20 protein-coding genes are annotated in these 22,161 nt (G+C 60.8%); 8 read left to right on the top strand and 12 right to left on the bottom strand.

Translation table 11 applies throughout. The annotated features are described in order from the left end of the window. Window positions 1–180: 180 nt before the first annotated feature. The 4 genes from NKJ67_RS03370 to NKJ67_RS03355 all read left to right on the top strand — a co-directional run bounded on the left by NKJ67_RS03370 (window position 181) and on the right by NKJ67_RS03355 (window position 4,409). Window positions 181–1,473: an ABC transporter substrate-binding protein gene (locus NKJ67_RS03370; RefSeq protein WP_352580462.1), complete on the top strand. Its 1,293-nt coding sequence runs from the start codon at window positions 181–183 to the stop codon at window positions 1,471–1,473. Window positions 1,474–1,534: 61 nt separating this feature from the next. Next, on the top strand, window positions 1,535–2,479 hold the full coding sequence (locus NKJ67_RS03365; RefSeq protein WP_352580461.1) for a carbohydrate ABC transporter permease: 945 nt from the start codon (window positions 1,535–1,537) through the stop codon (window positions 2,477–2,479). Then, window positions 2,480–3,310 (top strand): carbohydrate ABC transporter permease, encoded by an 831-nt coding sequence (locus NKJ67_RS03360; protein ID WP_352580460.1) that lies wholly within the window; start codon window positions 2,480–2,482, stop codon window positions 3,308–3,310. It begins immediately after the preceding gene. Between the two features lie 49 nt (window positions 3,311–3,359). Next, a complete protein-coding gene (locus tag NKJ67_RS03355) occupies window positions 3,360–4,409 on the top strand; it encodes an ABC transporter ATP-binding protein (protein WP_352580459.1) in 1,050 nt (349 codons plus the stop codon). A gap of 35 nt (window positions 4,410–4,444) precedes the next feature. On the opposite strand, the gene NKJ67_RS03350 is transcribed toward NKJ67_RS03355, so the two are convergent. From NKJ67_RS03350 to NKJ67_RS03340, 3 genes are all read right to left on the bottom strand, one after another. Beyond that, window positions 4,445–5,263: a hypothetical protein gene (locus NKJ67_RS03350; protein WP_352580458.1), complete on the bottom strand. Its 819-nt coding sequence runs from the start codon at window positions 5,261–5,263 to the stop codon at window positions 4,445–4,447. Continuing rightward, entirely contained in the window at window positions 5,260–6,162 is a 903-nt protein-coding gene (locus NKJ67_RS03345; protein WP_352580457.1) for a CoA transferase subunit A, read from the bottom strand. Before NKJ67_RS03345 ends, NKJ67_RS03350 begins: the two co-directional genes overlap by 4 nt. A 98-nt stretch (window positions 6,163–6,260) precedes the next feature. Further along, window positions 6,261–7,421, bottom strand: coding sequence for a CaiB/BaiF CoA transferase family protein (locus tag NKJ67_RS03340; RefSeq protein ID WP_352580456.1), 1,161 nt, complete (start codon window positions 7,419–7,421; stop codon window positions 6,261–6,263). A gap of 195 nt (window positions 7,422–7,616) precedes the next feature. Between NKJ67_RS03340 and NKJ67_RS03335 the strand changes: the two genes are divergently transcribed. Further along, a complete protein-coding gene (locus NKJ67_RS03335; RefSeq protein WP_352580455.1) occupies window positions 7,617–9,119 on the top strand; it encodes an aldehyde dehydrogenase family protein in 1,503 nt (500 codons plus the stop codon). Between the two features lie 161 nt (window positions 9,120–9,280). Here NKJ67_RS03335 and NKJ67_RS03330 read toward each other — a convergent pair whose 3' ends face one another. From NKJ67_RS03330 to NKJ67_RS03310, 5 genes are all read right to left on the bottom strand, one after another. Continuing rightward, window positions 9,281–10,699, bottom strand: coding sequence for an amidase (locus NKJ67_RS03330; protein WP_352580454.1), 1,419 nt, complete (start codon window positions 10,697–10,699; stop codon window positions 9,281–9,283). Window positions 10,700–10,706: 7 nt separating this feature from the next. After that, the gene (locus NKJ67_RS03325; protein ID WP_352580453.1) at window positions 10,707–10,910 is read right to left on the bottom strand and encodes a hypothetical protein; all 204 of its coding nucleotides are present in this window, start codon (window positions 10,908–10,910) and stop codon (window positions 10,707–10,709) included. After that, window positions 10,907–11,902, bottom strand: a complete 996-nt coding sequence (locus NKJ67_RS03320) for an ABC transporter permease (protein ID WP_502905172.1) — start codon at window positions 11,900–11,902, stop codon at window positions 10,907–10,909. Before NKJ67_RS03320 ends, NKJ67_RS03325 begins: the two co-directional genes overlap by 4 nt. A gap of 83 nt (window positions 11,903–11,985) precedes the next feature. Further along, window positions 11,986–13,485, bottom strand: coding sequence for a sugar ABC transporter ATP-binding protein (locus NKJ67_RS03315; RefSeq protein ID WP_352580633.1), 1,500 nt, complete (start codon window positions 13,483–13,485; stop codon window positions 11,986–11,988). Between the two features lie 246 nt (window positions 13,486–13,731). Next, the gene (locus NKJ67_RS03310) at window positions 13,732–14,793 is read right to left on the bottom strand and encodes a LacI family DNA-binding transcriptional regulator (protein WP_352580451.1); all 1,062 of its coding nucleotides are present in this window, start codon (window positions 14,791–14,793) and stop codon (window positions 13,732–13,734) included. Window positions 14,794–14,980: 187 nt separating this feature from the next. On the opposite strand from NKJ67_RS03310, the gene NKJ67_RS03305 reads away from it, so the two are divergent. After that, the gene (locus tag NKJ67_RS03305; RefSeq protein ID WP_352580450.1) at window positions 14,981–15,883 is read left to right on the top strand and encodes a CoA transferase subunit A; all 903 of its coding nucleotides are present in this window, start codon (window positions 14,981–14,983) and stop codon (window positions 15,881–15,883) included. Continuing rightward, on the top strand, window positions 15,880–16,683 hold the full coding sequence (locus NKJ67_RS03300; protein ID WP_352580449.1) for a CoA-transferase subunit beta: 804 nt from the start codon (window positions 15,880–15,882) through the stop codon (window positions 16,681–16,683). The genes NKJ67_RS03305 and NKJ67_RS03300 overlap by 4 nt, the downstream gene beginning before the upstream one ends. Before the next feature lie 125 nt (window positions 16,684–16,808). Here NKJ67_RS03300 and NKJ67_RS03295 read toward each other — a convergent pair whose 3' ends face one another. The 4 genes from NKJ67_RS03295 to NKJ67_RS03280 all read right to left on the bottom strand — a co-directional run bounded on the left by NKJ67_RS03295 (window position 16,809) and on the right by NKJ67_RS03280 (window position 21,004). Continuing rightward, entirely contained in the window at window positions 16,809–17,780 is a 972-nt protein-coding gene (locus NKJ67_RS03295; RefSeq protein ID WP_352580448.1) for an ABC transporter permease, read from the bottom strand. 1 nt (window position 17,781) lies between these two features. Then, window positions 17,782–18,921: an ABC transporter permease gene (locus NKJ67_RS03290; RefSeq protein WP_352580447.1), complete on the bottom strand. Its 1,140-nt coding sequence runs from the start codon at window positions 18,919–18,921 to the stop codon at window positions 17,782–17,784. Beyond that, window positions 18,918–20,450, bottom strand: a complete 1,533-nt coding sequence (locus tag NKJ67_RS03285; RefSeq protein WP_352580446.1) for an ABC transporter ATP-binding protein — start codon at window positions 20,448–20,450, stop codon at window positions 18,918–18,920. The genes NKJ67_RS03290 and NKJ67_RS03285 overlap by 4 nt, the downstream gene beginning before the upstream one ends. Before the next feature lie 155 nt (window positions 20,451–20,605). Beyond that, a complete protein-coding gene (locus NKJ67_RS03280; protein WP_352580445.1) occupies window positions 20,606–21,004 on the bottom strand; it encodes a cupin domain-containing protein in 399 nt (132 codons plus the stop codon). A 254-nt stretch (window positions 21,005–21,258) separates the two neighbouring features. On the opposite strand from NKJ67_RS03280, the gene NKJ67_RS03275 reads away from it, so the two are divergent. Then, window positions 21,259–22,158, top strand: a complete 900-nt coding sequence (locus NKJ67_RS03275; protein ID WP_352580444.1) for a MurR/RpiR family transcriptional regulator — start codon at window positions 21,259–21,261, stop codon at window positions 22,156–22,158. Window positions 22,159–22,161: the final 3 nt, after the last annotated feature.

Here is a 22,161-nt window from a genome sequence, read left to right as displayed (position 1 = left end):
TTGCGTCTCGCAACAAAAACGTTTTTATATTTATTGCAATCGAAGCGCAAGCCCGGCGATTAACTGGCCAAGTCGCGGAGGCAAGGTTAAGATTTTGAGCTGATTATCGGCATAAAAACGTTACGATAATAACGTCGTGCATCAGCTCTTCAGTCAAGATAAGTGACAATGGGAGCACAAATGAAAACGTTGAAGCTTGCAATGGCGGCAGCCGCCGCCATCCTTTCGATTGCGACGCCCGGCTGGGCGCAGCAAAAAACCGAACTCGTCTTCTGGCATCAGGAATCGCCACCCAATCGCGTCGAGGCCTACCAAAAGCTCATCGACAAGTTCAACGCCGCGAATCCCTCGATCGAGGTCCGCCAGGAAGTGCAGGATTGGGGTACGATCTTCCAGGTCGCGCCGGCTGCAATCAGCAGCGGCACCGGCCCGGACATTCTTATGGCCATGCCCGAACTGGGCACTTATCTGCGCGCTACTAGTGCCGTTCAGCCGGTCACTGACTTCGTCAAGGAACTGGACGGGCAATATCACTTCCTTGCCGCCGCCACCGATCCCTATCACGATGGCGGCCAATATTGGGGCGTACCGCTCTGGGGCATGGTGCAGCTTCTGTGGTACCGCAAGAGCGCCTTCGAGGAAGCGAAGATCGCCAAGCCGCCCGCAACCTGGGAAGAGGTTGCCGAGGACGCCGCCAAACTGACCAAAGACGGCCGTTACGGCATCACCCTGCCCGCCTCAAAGACCACGGCGACCGACCAGACGTTCTTCTCGTTCCTGAAGACCTACAAGGGCGAAAATCTGTTCGACGCCGACGGCAAGATCGTCTTCGACAATCCAGACGTTGTGCGCGCCGTCACCGCGTATACGGACCTGTTGAAATACGCCGCGCCCGACAGCACGAACTATGCCTGGGGCGAGCCGGAAGCCGCGTTCAACAGCGGCGCGGCGGCGATGCTTGTCGACAAGGGCATCATGCTCAGCATCTTCCTGAAGGATTCTGGAGCACCCGCCGAAGACCTGGGCTGCGCGCCGATCCCCCAGCCCGCCGAAGGCGGACAGCCGGGCAGCCATTATGCCTCGAACGCCGCGATGATCCTGACAAAGGATCCCGCCAAGCAGGAAGCAGCCAAGACCTTTATCCGCTTCCTCCTGCAACCCGACAATTACGGCCCGCTTCTCAACGCCGAACCGGGCTTGTTCCTCCCCGTCACCAGCGACGGCTTCAAGCTGGCATCCTGGCTTGCCGATCCCGCGCTCACCAAGTGGCCGGAATGCACCGCGCTGCTTGCCGAGCAATCCCAATCCGGCGGTCTTTATGGCTTCACCGGCGGCATGTACCAGATCAACATCGGCCCCATTGCCGGCCAGAACCTCATCGCCCAAGTCATCCAGAAGGTAGTGATCGATCACGCCTCACCAAAGGATGCGGTTTCATGGGGCGCCGATCAGATGAAGGCGGCCCTCAAGTAACCATGCGCCGGGCCGCGTCAAGCCGCGGCCCTCCTCCAAGGCAGACATTGCTGGTGGTACGATGCTGGAGCACTCAGGGCTGTTTTTATACTCGGGTTCAATGGCCGGCGCCGGCCGGCACTCGCTTTGGAGCCGCAAACGGGTCGAGCAGGCCATAGGCTACATGCTGGTGGCGCCGCTTCTGTGCTGGATGCTGGTCGTGCTGATCTATCCCATATTCAGTCTGCTTGCCCTGAGTTTCACCAACACTCGCATCATCGGCGCGCCGTCAAGCTTCATCGCTGCTGAAAACTACGTGTCCACGCTGCAGTCGGCGCCGTTCTGGGCGTCCGTCGGCCGCTCGCTGACGTGGCTGCTCGGCAACATTTTCCTCGGCACCATCGTCGCATTCGCCGCCGCACTGCTGCTGCGCCAGTCCTGGCGGCTCGCCACCCAGGCACGCGTCTGGATCCTGTTGCCCTGGGTCATTCCGACGGTCGCCGTGTCAGTGATCTGGCAATGGATGCTCAACACCAACTATGGCGTGATCAACATCGCGCTCCAGCATCTCGCGATCATAGACGCGCCGCTTAACGTCTTCGGCAGCCGCCAACTGGCCATGGTCGGCGTCATTGTTGCCAACACCTGGCACTGGTTCCCACTATCAGCCGTGGTGATGTTCGGTGCCATGCACAACATTCCGGCCGAACTTTACGAGGCTGCGCAGATCGATGGCGCCAATTCCTGGCAGCAATTCCGCCACATCACCTTGCCGTCGATCGAGAAAGTACTCTTTGCCCTCGGGCTGGTGGGAGGGCTTTGGACGCTCAACGTCTTCGACACCATCTACCTGATCACGCGAGGCGGCCCGTCCGACGCCACCCAGACGCTCCCCGTTCTTATCTACGACACCGCCTTCAAGGCCCAGCGCATCGGCCAAGCAGCAGCCATGAGCGTCATCGCCATATGCCTGCTGGCGATCCTTGCCACGCTCTATGCCCGCATCGCCGCTCCGAAAGAGAGATAGATGACGATTTCTCCACTCAATGCCCTGCTGCGCTGGGCAGTCTGGGCAGTCCTGGTCGTTTTGGTGGTCGGGCCGATCTACTGGGTTGTCTCGGCCTCATTCAAGGAAACCGCCGAGATCATCCGGCCAGTGCCGACCTTGTGGCCGCAACGGATAGTGCTCGACCACTATGCCTATCTTTTCACCAATACCAAATACCCCCGCTATCTGCTGAACAGCCTGATCGTGGCGGCGTCGACGATGGTGGTCACGACAGCGATCACGACGATCGCCGGCTATGCGATCTACCGTTTGCGCGTGTGGGGCGCTGATTGGATGAGCCGTGCGATCCTGCTCATCTATCTCGCGCCAACAACGCTGCTGCTGGTGCCGATCTACTCACTCCTGGCGGCGCTCAACCTCATCAACACGCTTGCCGGCCTGGTGATCGTCAACGTCGCCTTCGCCTCACCCTTCTGCGTCTGGCTGTTGCGCGGCTTCTACGAGGCGATCCCCGTCAGCCTGCATGAAGCCGCTGAAGTCGACGGAGCCGGGCCGATGACGATCTTCTGGCGCATCTACCTTCCTCTGCTCGCGCCCGGCATCGGCACGATCGTGCTTTACGCCTTCATATATTCCTGGACCGAGTTCGCCTTCGCATCGCAGCTTATCGTGACCGATGGTCTCAAGACGCTGCCGATGGGCCTCGGGGCGCTGGTCGGATCCTATTACATCAACTGGGGTCTGCTTATGGCGGGTGCCTCATTGGCGACACTTCCAGCCGTGCTGCTTTTTGCGGTCGTCGGGCGCTACTTCGTTCGTGGCCTGACATCGGGCGCGGTCATCGGATGAGCAGACTTCATCTGTCACCGACATTTTCAGATCAGATAGGCATACAGCAATGAGCGAGCTTCAAATTCGCGACGTCCATAAGAAATATGGCAGCCTCGAAGTCATTCACGGCATCTCCCTTGACGTTGCCGACGGCGAATTCATCGCTTTGGTTGGGCCCTCAGGCTGCGGGAAGTCGACCCTTCTGAGAATGATTGCCGGCCTGGAAGATATTACATCGGGCGAGATCAGCATCGGCGGGCGCACCGTCAACCGGCTGGCGCCCAAACACCGCGATATCGCGATGGTCTTCCAGACCTACGCGCTTTACCCGCACATGAACGTCGAGGACAATATGAGCTTCTCGCTCCGTTTGGCAAAAATTGACCAAAAGGAGCGCGAGGAACGAGTCGGCCGGGCCGCCGACATCCTGGGACTGCGTCCCTACCTAAAGCGTTTTCCACGCCAGCTGTCCGGTGGCCAGAGGCAGCGCGTCGCCATGGGCCGCGCAATCGTGCGCGACCCGGCCATCTATCTCTTCGATGAGCCGCTTTCCAACCTGGATTCCAAGCTTCGCGTTGCGATGCGCAGCGAAATCAAGGAGAACCATCAGAGGCTGAGAACAACCACCGTCTACGTCACACATGACCAGATAGAGGCCATGACGATGGCCGACAGGATCGTCGTTCTCCATGGCGGCAAGATCGAACAGGTTGGAGCCCCCCTCGATCTCTACGACAAGCCTGACAACCTGTTCGTGGCGAGCTTCATCGGCTCGCCAGCGATGAACTTTATCGACGGTACGATCACGAGCGGAAAGTTCCTCGCCGCGGATGGCACAACGATTTCGTTGAAGTCCGACCTGATCGAAGATGGTCGCCGCGTGCAGCTTGGGATTCGCCCCGAGCACATCTACCTTTGCGAAGAAGGCATCCCACTCTATGTCCGCACCATCGAGCCGACCGGTGCGGAGACGCAGATCCACGGCCTTCTGGCCGGTGTGCCGGTGGTGGCCATTTTCAGGGAGCGCATCAACGCTCATCCTGGTCAACCGATAATGGTCGGCCTGGATACAAGCAGGACGCACCTCTTCGATGCCGCAACCGCAAGGCGGATCTGATCCGGCCAGCGGGGTGGTGCGCCTGCAACATGCGCTCAATGCGGCAACAGAATGCCTTGCGGATCGATGACCTGGCGGATGAGGTGCAGCTCTTCCTCCACCGGATCACGGGTCACAGGCGCTTCGCCGATGTCGCCAAGATCAAATGCCGTGGCCGCCCGGAGTTCTGACGCGGTGATACCCGGATGAATGGACCGCAGCCGCGCTCGCCCCAAAACCTTGTCGAATTCGAATATGCATTTCGATGTGACGATCAATTCAGGCCCGCCACGGCGCAGCCCAAGCTTGCGGCGCCCCTCAAGGCCTCCGGGGTAACCGACCCCCGAAACAAAATCGACCTGTCCGACGATGTTACGTTGCTCATGGGTCGGCATCATGATGAACTCGCGGCCAAACATCGACATGTGTTCCGGCTGCAGGATGGGACCGACCAGCCTGACCTTCGGCCGCTCATACGGTCCAACGCAAACACTGTTGATGTTGCCGGTCTGGTCGACCTGGACGCCGCTGCTGAAGCCGAAGCTGACATCGCCGCGCTTGAGTGCCCAAGGCCCGGGGTAACCGAGCATCTGTGCTTCGCAAGGCAAGTCACGCAACTGAGCGCTGTGCTCGGAGTCCGGCAGGCAATCGAGTTCCCGAAAGTCCGGATTGTGATAGCACCCTGCCAGCAGAATGGTGAGATTGGGCGCATGCCGCAGCTTCGCCAATTGCATGGCCACAAGCGGTATGGCCGTGCCGAACAGCGCCGCCGCCGATCCGGTCAACAGACCTGTAAAGCCAACCTCGCCGTTTTTGAATTCGTCGGAAAGCACAGCGGCGAGCCGCTCATAAAGCGATGCGGAACACATTGTCATTGCAGCGAATCCAAATCCTGAAGACTGGTCAGGCGCCTGCTGCCAAGCAGGTCCAGATAATCGAAATGGGTTTTCGGAGAATGCACGTAGCGCTCCAGATATCCGGCGAAACGCATGTCGTCGCTGCTCGCCTCGACATACTCACCCATGTGATGCTCGTCTGCGAGATAGCGGCCAAGCGCTGGCGTGGGATGGGCGCCAAACGGCACCTCGATGACCGCGCTGACGCGATATGACGGTATCTCCACCAGGCGAGCATGGCGCTTGATGAATGAGCGCGAAACAATCTTCTCGGCTGTCACGATGACGCGGTCGCAGGCCCTTGAAAACGTTATGTCGGCGCTCTGGGGAAAAAGCCGTCGCGCCGGGATGACGACATTGCCCTGCTCGTCGGCGGCAATGGCATGGATAACGACGACGTCCGGCTTGGCGGCTGGAACTGCGTGCAGAAGCCTGCCGCTGACGGGACAGTTCATCTCCCTTATCTCTGCGTTGAACGTGACGACATCGTTGCCACCAAGGCCCTCGACCGGCCAAAAATCGAGGCCCTCCTGGTCGGCCCTGAAGCGGTCGAGGCTGATCAGTTCGGGGTAATCGACAATCTGGAGTGCACCGCTTTCGGCCAGGCGACGGAAATTGCGGGCGAGCCCGAATTTCTCAAGTCCGACATAGGACGTCTCGATGCGCCGCAGGCAGCCGGCAGCACAAAGCATATCCACGTCGAAGGAATGCGCGGCCCCCACGATCACGAGATCCTTGCGCGCCTGCCGGACCAGCTCGCGCACGAACGCCATGGGCTTTTGATAGACCGCGAAACCACCAAGCGTCAGGCGGCACCCGTCTGTGATCGTCGAGGCAGCCTCACTGAGGCTCACGACCTTAGAGGATTGAGCGCTCATTCGTTTTCAAACATCCGTCAAACTTGAAATCGAAACAAAAAAAGGTTTCTATTTTTTGCAGATTTTCATGCGAGGCGAGCCGTCATTCTCTAACGCCATCATCCGATCCAATCGGCCACTATGTCGCTGCTGTGCTCGCCGAGCAGCGGCGCCGCCATGCGCATTTGCAGGCGCTGTCCATCCAGCTTTATCGGGTTGGCCTGCACTGGCACGCGGCCCATGACTTTGTGCTCCATCGTCACGATGTGTCCGGCCTCTTGGACATATGGGTCATCAAGAAGCGCATCGAGATCCGCCACTTTCGCGCAGGGCACTTCGGCGGCCCGCATGTCTCGCAGCAGATCCTCGCTCTTTGCTTCAGCGACATAGGCCCCGACGATGAGCTCGATGGCGTCGACATTTGCCATCCTTGCCTGCAACGTCGAAAATCGCGGATCCCCGAGCAGGTCTTGCCTGCCCATCGCCCGCACCAGGCGCGGAAAATGCACATCGTTGCCGGCGATCAGATAGAGCCATTCGCCGTCTTTGGTCTTGAAGACTTGAGCAGGCGCGGAATAGCGGTCCCGATTGCCGACGCGCGACATGATCCGGCCCAGCACCCCTCGCTCGGCGATTGCGGTGACGAGGAGAGAAATGCCGGTACCAACAAGGCTTACATCGACCAATTTCCCTAGCTTCGTGCGGTGTCGCTCTTCGATTGCGGCCAGAATCCCTATTGCCGAATAGAGAGCCGTGGCGTAGTCGACGACAAATGTCCCGGCAATGGTTGGCGGCCCGTCGGCCTCGCCGGTGAGCGACATCAGACCGCTCAATGCCTGGGCGATGGCGTCGAAACATGGCTCGCCGGCGCGGACGCCGGTCTGCCCGAAGCCCGAAATGCGCGCCATTACGATGCGCGGATTGATCTCGCGGACGGCATCCCAGCCCAACCCCATCTTCTCCATAGTTCCGGGACGGAAATTCTCGATCAGGACATCCGCCTGACCGATCAGCTGCCGCAGCAGGCGCTGGCTTTCGGGGTCGCGAAAATCGAGTGTCAGGCTGCGCTTGTTGCGATTGAAGACAAAGAAATAGACACTTTCGCCTTTGATCTTGGGACTCAACGCCCTGACATCGTCGCCGCCTTGCACACGCTCGATCTTGGCCACGTCCGCGCCGAGATCGCCAAGCACCATGGCGCAGTAAGGCCCCGCGATGAACCGGGACAGGTCAAGAACCTTCAGCCCGCCGAGAGGACCATCCGAAGTTTTCGCCGCCATGAAATTCCCCGTACTCGGCAGCGAGGCGTCCCCGCTGCATAAATCGCTTGTGCTTCGTTATAGAAACGTTTTTATTATTATCCGTTGCGGCTGACATTGCAAGCGTGTGCTTGCCCCCATCCGCCGTCTTACGGCCAACGGATCTGTAACGGCGCAATCCCTCAACGAAGTCGCGCATGAAGCAAGGATGATGAGATGAAGATCGATGTGATACGGCCGGCTCTGCTTCCGGCCACCTCCGCCTTTTTGGCCAAGCAACACAAACTGCTCATCGACGGCAATTGGGTCGCGGCCAGTAGCGGCGGCACGATTGCCGTGGAGGACCCGGCAACCGAGGAAGTCATTGCGACTGTGCAGGCCGGCGACAGACAGGACATCGAGGAGGCGGTCAAGGCGGCGAGACGGGCCTTCGAGACCGGTCCCTGGCCGAAGATGAAGCCCACGGATCGAGCCAAGATACTGTGGCGTCTGGCCGACCTGCTTGAGCAGCATTCCGACCAGCTGGCCGAGCTCGAGGCGATCGATGTCGGCAAGCCGCTGAAGAAGGCCAGGACCGACGATATCCCGGACGCGATCGCTGTCTTTCGCTACTTCGCCGGAGCGCCGACCCGTCTGACAGGCGACACGATTCCGGTGTCGTCGCCCGGCGACTATCATGCCTACACGGTCAAGGAGCCGATCGGCGTCGTCGGCCAGATCATCCCATGGAACTATCCGATCACCATGGCCTCCTGGAAAGTAGCGCCGGCGCTCGCAGCCGGCTGTACCATCATCCTCAAGCCTTCGGAATTGACGCCGCTCACAGCCCTTCGCCTGGCCGAACTCGCGCTTGAGGCCGGCGTCCCCGCCGGTGTCTTCAACCTCGTGACAGGTTATGGCGATACGGCCGGTGCCGCACTCGCCGAACACCGCGACGTCGATAAGATCGCCTTCACCGGATCGACGACGGTCGGCAAGCGGATCGTACAGGCTTCGGTCGGCAACTTGAAACGCGTGTCGCTGGAACTGGGTGGCAAGTCGCCTGCCATCATTTTCCCGGATGCCGACCTTGATCTCGCTATTGCAGGAACGGCGGACGCCATATTCTACAACCAGGGTCAGACCTGTACCGCCGGCTCTAGGCTGTTCGCCCACAGCTCCATTTACGACAGGGTTGTCGAGGGCGTCGCGGACGCCGCCTCGAATCTCAAGCTCGGCCACGGACTCGATCTCAAGACCACGCTTGGCCCCCTCGTCTCACGCAAGCAACGCGAACGGGTGCAAGGCTACTTCGCGTCCGGCCGCGAGCAAGGCGCCGAGGTCGTGACCGGCGGAGACGTCGCGGGCGAGCGTGGCTATTTCGTCCAGCCGACGGTTCTCGCGCAGACCAACCGCAATATGCGGGTGGTCCAAGAGGAAATTTTCGGGCCGGTGGTGTGCGTCCAGTCTTACGAGGACGACGAACTCGATGCCATCGCCAAGTTCGCCAACGACACCATCTACGGCCTGCGTGCCAGCATCTGGACCAGGGACCTGAGGACCGCGCATATAATGGCCAGCAAGATCAAGGCTGGCGGCATCGGCATCAACACGCATAACTACGCCGAACCTGCGTGGCCCTTTGGTGGCTACAAACAATCCGGCTGGGGACGCGAACTGGGCAAGGATGCGCTGGATCTCTACACCGAGGTCAAGGCCGTGGCGGCAAAACTGTCCTGATGCGAACGAGCAGTCGGGGTCGCAGGATTGCCCTGACTGCTCAGCCTACCGGATATTGAAAAGGCGCGACGTCAAGCGCTTGCAAACGGCATTTGACCGGATGCTCCGCCCTGGCGAGGGAGGGCGTCGAGAATGCGTATCGGAATGCGCCAACCGCCCTTTTAGAAACCTGGCGGGGCCTTGCGATGGCAATCAAGGCCTGCCTGCAATCCGGCGCCGATGCGAAGCACCTGGTCTTCGGCAAGAGCCGGACCAATGATCTGCATTCCGATCGGCAACCCTCCGCGGTCGAAGCCGACAGGCACGCTGATCGCCGGCAGGCCGGTCAGGCTGGCAAGCGAGGTGAACTGCATGTTGTTGGCCAAAATGTTCTTCATCACGCCGTCAATCTCGACATCGAGCTGACCTATCCTGGGAGCCGTGTAAGCGATCGTCGGCGTCAGTATCGCCTCGACGAGACCGAACGCGGCCGTGAATTGCTGACAGATATGGGCTCGATAGCGCTGCGCCTGGATATAGTCGACGGCCGAAAAGACAAAGCCGGCCTCAAGTTGTGCCCGCACATCGGCGCCGTACTCCGCGGCCCGCTGGCGCAGCCAGGGCGCATGGATCGCGCTCGGTTCTGCGGCGTCTATGATGATCATGGCGTCCATCAGCGCCTCCAGATTGGCCAGCCTGATTGGCACGATGATCGCGCCCAGCCGATCGAATGCGGCCGTTCCGGCATCGAAAGCTTCGCGTACATCAGGCTGAATTGCCTTGCGGGAGTAGTCCTCAATGAGGCCGAGCCTCATTCCTCGCAACGGCAGATCGATCCGCCCGGACAGGTCGGGAACAAGCGTTGGACTGCTCTGCTGATCGTTCGGATCGTGGCCGGCTATGGCCTGCAGCACGATCGCGCAGTCCTGTGCGCTTTTTGCCAGCGGTCCCGCCGTGTCCAGGCTCCAGGCCAGCGGAAACACGCCGGAATTGCTGACGCGCCCGATCGATGGCCTGATCCCGGTCACGCCGTTGAACGAGGATGGAATGCGGATCGACCCTCCCGTATCGGTTCCTATCGACGCAAAAACGGCGCGCGTGGCGACGGCCGCACCCGAACCGCCGCTTGAACCCGCCGGGCTGTGCTCCGGATTCCACGGATTGCGCGCGTTGCCATAGGTCGCATTCATGGTCGTGCCGCCCCACGCGAATTCGTGCAGATTGTTCTTGCCCACTATGATGGCGCCAGCCCGTTTGAGGGCAGCCGCGAGTGCCGCGTCCCGTTGCGCGATGTTGTCGACAAGCAGTGCGCTGCCGGCTGTCGTGCGCTTGCCGGCGACGTCGATATTGTCCTTCAGGGCGATTGGAATGCCATGAAGCGGACCGAGCGCATATCCAGCATCGAGCAGACCCTGGTGGTGTGTCGCCACCTTCATCGCTTCATCGCCGTAGACGTCGATGAAGCTGTTGAGGTGACCGATGGAAGCGATGCGCTCAAGCGAGGCGGCAACAAGCTCTTGAACGGAGAACTGACGAGCGCGCAACCCTGCGCCGGTTTCCAGGATGCTGCCCGAAAGCAGTTCTTGCAAAGGTTTTGGCATGTCGGTCTTAAAGTCCAAGGCCGCGCGATACGAAAATGGTTGCAGGGCCTTGCGCCGGAGCGATCCGGGCCTCCACGAGTTCGCGCACCTTGCGCGCGCGGCCGTCCCAATCCAGCGCCAGTTCAACTGTGGCCGGCGCGAGGTCGTCCACCTTGAGGTCGGCCCTGCTCATATGGCCGGCAAACGCTTCCATCGTGTTTTTATGCGTCATGCACGTTCCCCGGCTCGAGCCTTGTCTGAAATGTTCTTAGGCTTCCACAGCGTGCCGAGGAAGGCACCCCCGGAACTCGCCGCAGCGCTCAGCATGAGCGACAGCAGAATAACCGCCCCATAGATGGCCATAACCCAGAAAGAAGGTACCTGTGACAGGACAAGCAGGTTCTGGATGATACCAAGCAGCAGCACGCCGGTTGCCGCCCCAAGAATCTGCCCGCGGCCGCCATTGAGGTCGATCCCGCCGATGACAGAGGCCGCGAACACTGTGAAGATGATGCCGTTGCCCTGGTTGGCGGTGACTGATGCGATGCGAGCCGTCATGAGCCAGCCTGCGAGCGAAGCCAGCAGACTGGCGACGATGAACAGGCCGAATATCACCCGCTCCACCTTTACGCCGGCTGCGCGGGCGGAGTCGACATTGCCGCCAATCGCGTAGATCTGCCGGCCGACCACGCTGTAGCGCAAGAACCACGCCGCAGTTGCTATCACGACCAAGGCAATCCACACCTCAAGCGGAATCCCGAGCGGCGCAACGCGGCCGATAAAGGTGTAGGCGTCCGGCAGGTTGTAGAGCGTCTTGCCGCTCGATACGCCAAGCGTGACGCCTTGCAGGAGGATAAGCATGGCGAGTGTGACGATGAAGGCATTGAGGTTCAGTCGCGCGACCAGAAGGCCGTTGATGGCACCAACGGCTGCGCCGACGGCAAACAGGATGAGAATACCTAGGACTGGATTGAGGCCGAGGCCGTTTCCGAAAGACTCGACCGGAACGACCGTGATGGCGGAGATCATTGGTGCCAGCGCCACCAGCGACTGCAGCGAGAGGTCGAACTTGCCGGCAATGATCAGCATCGATTCCGCTACCACCAGCACCGCCAGCACCGCGGATGCCGCCAGGATGTTGGTCATCACATTGTTCCATGTCAGGAATGCTGGATGGATCAAATTGCCGAAAACAATCAGCAGCACGATGACCGGCAGCAACACGATTTGACGCAAGCCTCCGAAAAGCTGGAACGCTGCGGTGACCGACGAAGCCGAAGGCGTCACAGAGGGTGATTGCACAGACATTACTCAATCCCCTGCATGGCAGCGACCAGTTCGCCTTCGGTCCACTCAGCTCCGAGTTGCCGGCCAGCCTTTCCCCTGTTGATGACGACAACCCTGGAGCAAAGCGCGAAGTCGTCCGCGTCTTCGGAGATCACGACGACGCTTGCCCCTTTGGCCAGGATGTCCCGCAGCGAGCGCATGATGGAGGCCTTGGCGGCCACATCGATGCCGGCGGTCGGATTCTGCAGCACCAAAACCTTCGGATCGGTGGCCAGACCACGTGCCATGACGCATTTTTGCTGGTTGCCACCACTCAGTTCGCCGATCAGCTGTTGGGGCGAAGCGGCAACGATCTGCCATTGCCTGGCCAGACGCTCATAGACCTTGTCGCGGTCCGACTGGAAAAGCACGTTGAGAAGTCCCGGGATGAGTGGCCGGGCGAGCATGCGGGTTGCCGTCATGGTCGCGTTCTCGCTGACCGGCAAAAGGGTGACCATTCCCTGCGCATGACGGTTTTGCGGGACGTAGCCGATCCCCGCGCGGATCGCTGCTCGTACATCGCCGAGTCTGAAGCTTCGTCCGTCGATCCGTAGTGCTCCCCTGTCGGGCTTGAGCAACCCCGCCAGGGCAGCCCCGAGCTCCGCCTTGCCCGAGCCCTCAAGCCCGGCGATGCCGACACATTCTCCGCGCTTGACCGTAAGATCGAAATCAATCACCCGATCGGTGACGGACAGGCCCTTCACTTCCAGTCTGGTCTCGCCCTCAACCTTTGGCAGATCCACGGCGCCATGCGACTTGCTGTCGTGCCCCAGAAATGGAGAGTGGCCCTGTTGACCGACCATCGCATTGATCAGCGCCTGTTTCGGCAAGTCGCTGAGTGGAGCTGTAACGATATGACGGGCGTCTCGCAGCACCGTGGCGGAATCGCACAGGCGATAGACCTCATCGAGATGGTGAGACACATAGATCAGCGTGACCGCGCGCTCCTTGAGCTGGCGAATGAACTCGAACAGGCGCTCGGCATCGCGCCTGTCCAGTCCTGCCGTCGGCTCGTCAAGCAAAACCACTCTTGGAGACCGTGCAAGCGCCCTGCAGATTTCAACCACCTTTGCCTGGACTGGATCGATATCCTCGACCAGACGCGAGGCGATGTCGGCCAGACCCCATGGTTCGAGCTCCCGGCGGGCGGCATCGCGCAAGCGTGGCCAGCTTATCTGACCCCAGGCGCCACGCGGATAGCCTCCCATCATGATGTTTTCGGATACGGAAAGCGCAGGCACAAGGCGCGAGTGCTGGTAGACGCAGGCCACAGACTCGGCAGAGGCCGGCGGCAAGCCGCCGATCAAGAGCTCGCCATGGTCGGGTGTGAGCAAACCCGTCAGCAGCGAGACCATGGTCGATTTGCCAGCCCCGTTGCGGCCAAGAAGCGCCCTCATCTCACCCGCGGCAACCGACATGGTGACATCGCTCAGCGCCCGCGTCGGGCCAAAGCTTTTCGAGACGGCGCGAGCCTCGATCATCGGTGGCCGCGCTTGCGCTTCCCCTGAGGCGTGCGCGCGTAAAACATCAACACTCATCCAGCCTATCCTCACGCCGTCCAAGTGATCTGGCCTTTAAATTGGCGCAGTCCCAACGGACTCGACGCCGGCACCGATCAGGCTTTCCTGCCTACCTTCCAGCATGGTATGCGATAAAAAAAGAATTTCAATAGGTAACGATCTCGTAAAATAAGTTTTCTTCGACGGCACCAACACGACTAGGCCTCCCTAACGCCCTCGCGTTGAGCCCTTCAGTGGTCCGGTCGATTTACGGACGATGAGATTGGTCGGAAACAGCGTGCGTCGAGGCAGTCGCGCGTCAGCGTCCTTCGAGATCAGGTCCATAAGCGCTTCGGCCGCCGCCACGCCCATCTCGCGCTTGGGCAGGCGGATGGTTGTGAGATTGATGCGTTCGAGCTTGGCAAGAGCAATGTCGTCATACCCGATGACCGAAAGATCCTGCGGCACGGACAGTCCGCGTTCAGCGGCTATGTCGAGGATTCCCAAAGCGTTCATGTCGTTGCTGGCGATGATCGCCGATGGCGGGTTGGCCATGCCGAGGAAATGCGCGCCGGCAATATGGCCGGCTTCGATGCCATAATCGTTTGGCAGAACCAGATCATCGGCTTCATCAAGCTTCAGACGCTTGATCGCACTCCGGTAGGCAGCCAACCGCTCGGCGACCGCGGAGGACATGGCCGGGCCGCAAACGAAAGCAATTCTGCGATGCCCAAGTCCAGCCAGATGCTCGACAGCTGCGCGGATGCCGGCCTCATTGTCGCCGCCGACATAATTGTCTTCGTAGCGATCGCTCCTGCGCTGGACGAGCACATAGGGCACACCCTTGTTCAGCAAGTTGCGGACCCGGTCGCTGTCGCAATGCGGCGAAAGCAAAACCATCCCGTCGACCTGCCGGTCGATAAGGCTCTGCATTTGTTCCAGTTGGCGCTCCTCATCGCCGTCCGTATTGCAAAGCAGCAACGTGCAGCCCTCGCGCAGCGCAACATCCTCGATGCCCCTGACGAAGTCCGGATAGCTGGGGTTGGCGACGTCGGCCACCAACACGCCGATAGCCATGGTGCGGCGGCTTCTGAGCGCCTGCGCCATAGGGGAAGCACGATAGCCAAGTCTCTCGGCTATCCTGATGACCTTGTTGCGCGTCTTCAGACGCACGATGTCCTTGCCGGCCAGCGCGTTTGACACGGTCGAGATACCAACCCCGGCCTCGCGGGCAACATCGACGATGGTAACCCTGCGTCCAGGCTGGGACTTCAGCTCATCTTTGGTCATCTGCGGCTCCGGAAGTTTGCGTTGCGGATGGCAGCCTCGGCTCTGCCGCGGCCGTGGCGTCGGCGCCGGACGAAGAGCTGATTATCGGTTGACACTTCATAGAAACGTTTTTATTTCCTTTGTCACCGTCGTGGCAAGCGCGCTGTCACTGTCCTTGAGTCGCATGCCACCGATTGCAGGAAGTAACATGAAATCGAAATTAATTTCACTAGATGATGCGCTGGCCCCGATAACCACCGGTAGCACCCTGATGTTGGGTGGCTCGCTGCTTCGACGTCCGCCGAATGCCGCGGTGCGCTGGCTGATCAAGAACGATATACGTGACCTTACCGTTCTGACCTGGGCTGCCACCACCGCGATCGACCTGTTGGCAGCGGCAGGCGCGGTGAAGCGCTATGAGGGCATCTACGCCGGCCTCTTCAACTTCGGCCTCGCGGCCAATTTTCGCCGACGCGTTCAGGAAGGGGCAATCGAGGTTCGTGATTTCTCGGAGACCGCAATGGTGGCCCGCCTGCGCGCGGCCGCTCAAGGCCTGCCATCGTTGCCTATCAAGACCTTGTTCGGCTCGGACATTGCGCTCAAAAATCCAGAGCAGATCAAGGAGTATGCCTGCCCCATTTCGGGTGAGCGGCTGCAGGCTGTTGCGGCCGCACGCTCCGACTTCACAATCCTTCATGGCTATGTCGGTGACGCGTTCGGCAATGTGCAATGGCCCCTGGTTCGCGACAGTGATGACGTCGATCAGATGATGGCGGCAGCCTCGAGCCGGCTGATAGTCACTGTCGAGAAAATCGTGCCGCATGAAGTGATCTCGCGCCGGCCAGCCTTGACCTACATACCGGGGCAGATGGTGGAGGCGATTGTCGAGATACCCTTTGGTGCCCATCCAGCCGCGGTCGACGGATTCTACGACGAGGATCAAGCCCATCTTGAGGCCTATGTCGAAGCCAGCCGAACTGATCAGGGGGCCAGCGCCTACCTGGATCGCTATGCCCGACAGCCTGGAGATCACAGTGACTATCTTCGGCTGCTGGGTGGCCTCGCCGCCGTCGAGCGTCTGGCAGTCGAACGGGAGGACACCTGGCAATGAATGCGCATTACACACCAAACGAACTTCTGACGTCCCAGGTCGCTCGTACCATCCTGGATGATGATCTTGCGTTTGTCGGCGTTGGAACCAATGGCCGGGCGTTCACGCTGGCGGTTGGCATCCCGCTGGCCGGACTACGGCTCGCCCAGAAGCAGCATGCGCCCGACGCCTCGGTATATTGGGGCAATTTGCTGGAGCCCGACCTGTCGGCTTTTCCCGAACATCTGAGACAGGACAGCCTGACCCGCTGGAGAGCTGCCGCCAGCCCCGTCGATGTCGGCTATAAATGCGATATGCTGGCGCGGCGTGGCTTCGATGTCTCCTTCGATTCCGGTGCCCAGATCGATCGGTTTGGCAACCTCAACATCACCGCGATCGGCGATTATACGAAACCAAAGGTCCGGCTGGTTGGATGCCTGGCGCAGCCGGAGCATTTCGCGTTCGTGCGCAGGCCAATCGTCATGATGGATCTCGACCGGCGCAGCTTCGTCGAAAAGGTCGATTTCGTCACCAGCGTTGGCCATGCCCGCGACGGCAAGACCAGACAGGAATGGGGCCTTGGCGAGGGTGGACCTCACATTGTGATTACCGACAAGGCGACCTTCGACTTCGACACACCCGGTAAGGGCATGCGGTTGCGCACAATTCATGCTGGCGTCAGCGTCGAAGAAGTCCTCGACAATCTCGGATTCAAGCCGGCGGTGGCCGATAGAATAGCGACCACACCCGCCCCCACTGACCAGGAGCTGCAGCTCATCCGCGAGGAAATCGATCCCGATCGGATTTTGCTAAAAGTCTGACAAGAACCAGCCAAGCCCCAACAAGGGGTAAGGGGCTCGACATGCTCGCGCTCGAGCGGTTCACCGCATGACGGAATCGCGAACCACTTTAACTCTTCATTCTAACGCAATTCCGAGCCGTGACCTCAGCGTTCCTTGACGTATGGGACGCCGCCGGCGCGCGGCGGGATTGCCTTGCCGATGAAGCCGGCGAGCAGGATGACGGTGAGGATGTAGGGCAGCGCCTGCATGAACTGGGCCGGCACCTTGCCGATGATGGGCAGCGGCGAGCCTTGCAGGCGGATCGACGCGGCGTCGAGGAAGCCGAACAGCAGGCAGGCGAACATGGCATTGACCGGTTTCCACTTGGCAAAGATCAGCGCTGCCAGCGCGATGTAGCCCTTGCCCGCGGTCATGTCCTTCACGAAGCCGCCATTCTGCACCATCGACAGATAGGCGCCGGCGACGCCGGTCAGGATGCCGGTGCAGATCAGCGCCCGGTAGCGTAGCCAGGCGACCGAGATGCCGGCGGTGTCGACGGCGGCCGGGTTTTCGCCGACGGCGCGCAGGCGCAGCCCAAAGCGGGTGCGAAACAGCACCCACCAGGTGAACGGCACCATCAGGAAAGCGATGTAGACCAGCAGCGAATGGCCGGAGATCAGCTCCGCGTAGATCGGACCGATGATCGGCACGTCGCGCATCGCGTCCGCACCTGGCCAGACAATCGCCTCGAAGCGCTCGCCCGGCTGCAGCGCCGGCGTGCGCCCGCCTTGCTGGAACCAGGCCTGGCCGAGGATGATGGTCGAGCCGGCGGCGATGAAATTGATCGCCACGCCGGAAACGATCTGGTTGCCGCGGTGGGTGATCGAGGCGAAGCCGTGGATCATGGCAAAGGCGACCGAGATCAGGATGGCCATGCCGAGGCCGAGAAAGGCCGAATGGAACACGGAAGCGGCCGCAGCACCGGCGAAGGCGCCGACCAGCATCTTGCCTTCGAGCCCGATGTCGAAGATGCCGGCGCGTTCCGAATAGAGGCCGGCAAGGCAGGCCAGAAGCAACGGCACCGAGAGACGGATGGTGGAGTCCAGTGTCTGGATGATTGCGTTGAACACGTCCATCTCAGGCACCTTTCCCCTTGACCGCTTCCATGCCGACCGACCTTGGACTGAACGAGGCGAACAGCGACTGGATGTAGGGCCTGAACATGTGTTCGAGCGCGCCGGCGAACAGGATGACCAGGCCTTGAATGATGACGATCATGTCGCGGCTGATCGCCGGCATCTCGAAGGCGAGTTCGGCGCCGCCCTGGTAGAGCATGCCGAACAGGATGGCGGCCAGCACGATGCCGATCGGATGCAGTCGTCCCATCAGCGCCACGGCGATGCCGACGAAACCGGCGCCGGAGACGAAGTCGATCGCGACATTGTGCTGGTCGCCCATCACCGGATTGAGCGCCATCATGCCGGCGAGCGCGCCTGAGATCATCATGGCGGTGATGATGATGCGGGTTTCCGAAATGCCGGCATAGCGCGCCGCCTTCGGGCTGTGGCCATAGGTGCGCATCTCATAGCCGAGCTTGGTGCGCCAGATCAGCAGCCAGACCAGGAAGGCCATCACCAGCGCCAGCAGGAAGGTGACGTTGAGCGGCGCGGAGCGGATCTTGGCGCCGAACAGCTCGATGATCCAGTTGAGCTTGGGCAGTTCCGCGCCGGCGAGGAAGTTGCGCGTCTGCGGTGCTTGCGAGGCCGCCGGCTTCAACGGGCCGACCAGCAGGTAGACCATGATCGAGGCGGCGATGAAGTTGAACATGATGGTGGTGATGACGATGTGCGAACCACGCCTGGCCTGGAGATAGGCGGGGATGAGCGCCCACAAGGCGCCGACGAGCGCGGAAGCGACGATCGCCATCGGAAAGGTCAGCCACCATGGCAGCGTACTGTCGAAGGAAAGACAGACGATGGCGATGCCGAGGCCCGCAATGTAGGCTTGGCCCTCGGTGCCGATGTTGAACAGGCCGCAATGCGCCGCCACCGCCACCGACAGCCCGGTGAAGATGAAGGTGGTGGCATAGAACAGGGTGAAGGCGATGCCCGTGCCCTTGCCGAAGGCGCCCTCGACCAGGATGACGGCGGCGCGGAACGGGTTTTCGCCGACCAGAAGCACGACGAAGCCGGCGACGACGAAGGCAACGAACAGGTTGATCACCGGGATCAGGCCGTAGTCGGCCCAGGCCGGCAGTTTGGCGTAGGGCGTGCTCATGCCGCGGCTTCCTGATGCTCGACGCCGGCCATCAGCAGGCCGAGTTCGCCTTCGGTCGCTTCGGGGCCGCGCTCGCCGACGATGCGGCCGGCAAACATGACCAGGATACGGTCGGACAGCGAACGGATCTCGTCGAGCTCGACCGAGACCACCAGCACCGCCTTGCCCTGGTCGCGCATGGCGATCAGCCGCTTGTGGATGAATTCGATGGCGCCGACATCGACGCCGCGCGTCGGCTGGCCGACGATCAGCACGCCGGGGTCCTGCTCCATTTCCCGCGCCAGCACGATCTTCTGCTGGTTGCCGCCGGAGAAATTGGCCGTCTTCAGGCGCGGATTGCCGGGGCGGATGTCGTATTTCTCGATCTTGTCCCTGGCATCGGCCATGATGGCATCGACGTTGAGGAACGGCCCCTTCAAATAACGAGGGTCGTCGTGATAGCCGAGGATCGAATTCTCGTACTCCTCGAAGGCCAGCACCAGCCCGACATGGTGGCGGTCCTCCGGCACGTGCGCCAGGCCACGGTCGCGCAGCTCGCCGGGATCGGCGGCCCCGGTCAGGTCGATCGGCTTGCCGTCGAGCATGACCGAGCCGGAAACCGCGCGCCTGATGCCGGAAATGGCTTCGAGCAGTTCGGATTGGCCGTTGCCGGCGACGCCGGCGATGCCGACGATCTCGCCGGCCCTGATATCGAAGGAGACGTCGTCGACCATGGTGACGCCGCGCGAATCCCTGACCGTCAGCTTCTCGACCGCGAGCTTGACGGCACCGGCCGCCGCTTCGCCCTTCTCGACCCTCAAGAGCACGCGCCGCCCAACCATCAGTTCGGCGAGTTCCTCGACCGTGGTCCTGGCTGTCTCGCGCGTCGCCACCATCGTGCCTTGGCGCATCACCGACACCGTGTCGGTGATGGCCATGATCTCGCGCAGCTTGTGGGTGATCAGCACCACCGTCTTGCCCTGCTCCTTCAACTGCTTGAGGATGCGGAACAGGTGGTCGGCCTCGGCCGGCGTCAACACGCCCGTCGGCTCGTCGAGGATGAGGATCTCGGCGCCGCGATAGAGCGCCTTGAGGATCTCGACACGCTGTTGCAGGCCGACCGGCAGTTCCTCGATGATGGCGTCGGGATCGACCTCCAGCCCGTATTCGCGTTCTAGCCGGTCCAGTTCGGAGCGCGCCTTGGCGATGCTCTTCTTCAACAACGCATCGCTCTCGGCGCCGAGGATGATGTTTTCCAGCACCGAGAAATTGTCGACCAGCATGAAATGCTGGTGCACCATGCCGATGCCGAGCGCGATGGCGTCATTGGGGGTCTTGATCGACGCCGGCTGGCCGCCGACGCGGATCTCGCCGCTGTCGGCCTGGTAGAAACCGTAGAGGATCGACATCAGCGTCGACTTGCCAGCCCCGTTCTCGCCGACGATGCCGTGGATGGTGCCGCGCGAAATCTCCAGATTGATGTCGCGGTTGGCGCGCACCGCGCTAAAGCTCTTGCATATCCCAATGAGTTCTATCGCGGCTTGCGCCATGCAGCCTCCCAAATCGCTTGGAGTCGCTATTAAAAAAAGTGTGCATGCTCGTGCGATCGCCAGCTTTCGCGGCCAACCACCGGCAAACTATAGCTTGACCCTTGAAATGGCGGCGGCGTCGACGCCGCTCGCCATGCCTGGGAACATAGAGCAACCTAAGAGCGGTCCACCTTTTCAAACCACTGCGGCGCTTTATCGCCATTGATGGCCAGATGGGCAAAAAGCTGCCCTTTCGCCGCACCATGCCAGTGCCGGACATTGGGCTCGATGGTGACGGTGTCCCCTGGGAGCAGCGTTACGATCTCATCTCCTTCGCGTTGGAATTGTCCGACGCCGGTTGTGACGTGCAGGATCTGGCCGGCGGGATGGACGTGCCAGTTGGTGCATGCGCCGTCGAAGAACGTGACCAAGTGCAGGGTCAACCCTTCAGGATGCTCGGCATAGCCGAGCCGATTGGCCAGGACCTGGCCTGTGTAGATGTTGGGATCCCCCTTGAACGTTGTCACATCGGTTGCCTTCAAGACACCCGAAACTTTCGTCGATCCTTCCGACATTGCCTTTCCTTTCATCTCCCGATTCGGATCTGGCGTGGCAAGCGTTTGCCGCACCATCAGGCCTGCAATATCATTTCAATGATTGGACACAAGATAAAAATTTCTTTACAAGCCAGATTGATGTGATCGGCCGCGCCGATCGGCGACCGGAGCTTTCAGGATTGCGCGAACTTGTGAAATAATATTTTGTGGACGAGAGAGCTCGGTTTGATTGAAGCGTGCCGGCGAGCAATTGGGAAAGTGGGAACAAGATCATGAGGCCGAGCAGCAAGAGCACAAAAGGCAGCCAAGCTACGGACGGGGTTCTCGACAGCGCAAGCTGCATTGCGCGAATGCAGAGCCTGTATGAAGGCCTCACTCCGGTTCAGAAACGACTTGCCGACACCGTGCTCAAGGATCCCCATTCGGTCATCCTTGCGAGTGTGGGTGAACTCGCTTCCCGCAGCGGCAGCAGCGAAGGCGCGGTCAGCCGATTCTCACGCGTCTTGGGCTATGGCAGCTATGCCGAGTTCAAGCTGGCACTGTCACGTGATCTTGTTGGATCCGCGCAGGCGATTCACGAGGACGTCGTCAAGTCGGATGGCATAGAGGCAATTGCCGACAAGGTCGCACGCTCCAACATCCTGGCCATCGAGGACACGCTGCGTTCCCTGGACAAGACGACTTTGCAACGCGCGGTCAACGCCTTGCAGAAGGCCAACAGGCTGGCTTTCTTCGGCTTCGGCGTATCGGCTGCTTTGGCGCGCGACGCCCGCCATCACTTCCTGCGCACCCTCAAGGAGACCGTGTTCGTCGAAGACACGCATGAGCAGGTCATGTGGGCGGCAACGGCGCGGCCAACCGATGCAGTCGTTTTGTTCTCTCACTCGGGCACGTCGCGTGACCTGTGCGAGATCGCGGACCTTGCAACGGCGCGCAAGGCTGTGACAATCTCGATCACAAATTATGGCAAAAGCCCGCTGACGGACCGAACGAAGATCAATCTCTTCACATCCTCGCGCGAGACGCGCTATCGTGAGGAATCGATCAGCTCACGGATCGCAGCCCTGACGATCATCGACATTCTCTACGTGGCGGTATCGATCAACTTTGCCGATGAACAGGCTAAGCTCAGAGAAACGATCCGCCACGCGCTTCAGTCAAAGCGCATTTAGCGC

Source organism: Mesorhizobium sp. M0088 (assembly GCF_040322895.1).
Lineage (GTDB): Bacteria > Pseudomonadota > Alphaproteobacteria > Rhizobiales > Rhizobiaceae > Mesorhizobium.
This window is presented reverse-complemented; position numbering and strand designations above follow the sequence as displayed.